The organism is Stieleria sp. (assembly GCF_041595215.1).
Lineage (GTDB): Bacteria > Planctomycetota > Planctomycetia > Pirellulales > Pirellulaceae > Stieleria > Stieleria magnilauensis.
This window is the reverse complement of record NZ_JBFHKV010001371.1, coordinates 1-1,887: the sequence shown is the minus strand read 5'-3', so window position 1 is coordinate 1,887 and position 1,887 is coordinate 1. Positions and strand designations below refer to the sequence as shown.

At 58.5% G+C, this 1,887-nt stretch carries 1 protein-coding gene; it reads right to left on the bottom strand.

The window, feature by feature from the left end:
* On the bottom strand, positions 1-1,608 hold a 1,608-nt coding region (locus tag ABX749_RS31385), incomplete at its 3' end, for a M16 family metallopeptidase (RefSeq protein ID WP_372899500.1).
* Positions 1,609-1,887 lie beyond the last annotated feature (279 nt).

Below are 1,887 nucleotides of genomic sequence, written 5' to 3'. Positions count from 1 at the left end.
GTACAAGGAAACCGATCCCCCGCGTGTCTGCTTGGGCAACAGGGCGTATTCGATTCCATTGTCGAGCGTTCCACGCAGCGTCCGCGCTTCGATCTTCATGGGATCGGGATCGAATTGCTCGCCGGCTTGAATCACTTCGCGTCCCTTGTAGTCCTTCAGCTTGGCCAGCAGATCCGGCGACTCAGGGATTTGAACGCGTTGGGCATCATCGCTGGGAATGAACAGTCCGACCGTGCGGTTGTTGCGGACCAAGTACTTCTGCGCGGCCGCTTGAACCTTTTCCGCATTGAGTTCTTCAACGATGTCGCGGAACAGGAAGTAGAGTCGCCAGTCGCCTTGGGCGGCCCATTCGCTCAGCGAGACGGCCAGTTTGTCGGTGTTGGCCGCTTCGAGTTCGCGTTGCTTTAGGATTTGCTGCTTGGCACGCTCGACTTCTTGTTCGGTGATCGGGTTCTCTGCGAACGAATCCTCCAAGATCGAGATCAGCTTGACGCGAGCGTCTTCGATCGACTGGTCTTCGGGGACTTCGGCGATCGCCATTAACAATCCCGGTTCGGCGAACGCGTAGGCGAGCGAGTACACGTTGCTGGCGACTTTGGCTTCGACAAGGTTCTTGTAAAGTCTGCCGCTGGGCTCGTCTCCCAGCACGATCGAAAGGGCTTTGACGGCGGCGAAGTCGGGGTGGCTGCCCGATGGAATGTGATAGGCGGCTCCGACCAGTTGCACGTCGCCGACGCGTCGCAACACCACGGTTCGCTCACCATCCTGGGGCGGCTCGGTGGTGTAGGTCGGGTCGATCGGGATGTCCGGCGCGATGAGCCCGCCGAAGGAATCACCGATCATTTCAATCGCTTTGGCCTCGTCAAACTTCCCCGCAACGATCAATAGAATGTTGTCCGGGCGATAGTACTTGCGATAAAAGCGGCGCAGGTTCACCACCGGCACCCGTTCGATGTCGCTGCGGTTGCCGATCGTCGATTGCCCATAGTTGTGCCAATCGTAGGCCGCCGACTGGATGCGCTGCATCAGAACCCGGAACGGCGAATTTTCGCCCCGCTCGAATTCATTGCGAACCACGGTCATTTCGCTTTCCAAGTCTTCGCCCTTGATGAAGCTATTCATCAATCGATCGGCTTCCAACGACAGGGCGAATTGCAGATTGTCTTCGCTGGCCGGCAAGGTCTCGTAGTAATTCGTGCGGTCGACCCACGTGGTGCCGTTGAAATTGGCGCCCCGCTCGGTCAGATCCTTGGGGATCGAGGGGTGCGCCGGGGTCCCCTTGAAGAGCATGTGTTCGAGCAAGTGCGCCATGCCGGCTTCGCCGTAACCCTCGTGGCGGGAGCCGACAAAGACTGTCATATTGACCGTCACGACCTCCTTGCTGTCGTCGGGGAACAGCAGCACGCGGACGCCGTTTTCGAGCTTGTATTCTGAGATGCCTTCGATTTCGGTGACTTTCATCAGTTCCTGGGGTGATTGATCACCGTCATTTTCGTTGGGTTGGGTCGATGTTTCGGTGGCCGCACTTTCTTGCCCGACTGCCGGGACGGACAGCAGGGACAGTGCGACAACACAGGACGCAGCGATGGGGCAGATGATTCGCTTCACTTTCAAACTCCGTCTTTTCCAGTTTTTGTGGGACCGGCAGGTCGCGATCGCATTGAAGTGTCAGTGGCAGTATTGTATCGAAGGCACAGCCCGGACATAGCTGGGGCAGCGTCGGGTCGCCGCAGCAGCGGCCCGATCACAAAAACCGCGGGTGGAGAAGGCGTGCCGGGATCGGCGGCTGCCGGGCGCTCGTCGACTGGGGCAACTCCCGCAAAGGAAAAAACAATGGAATCAGCGTCTCAGAACGATTGGATCGATGTGGCCAGTGCCGCTGATCTT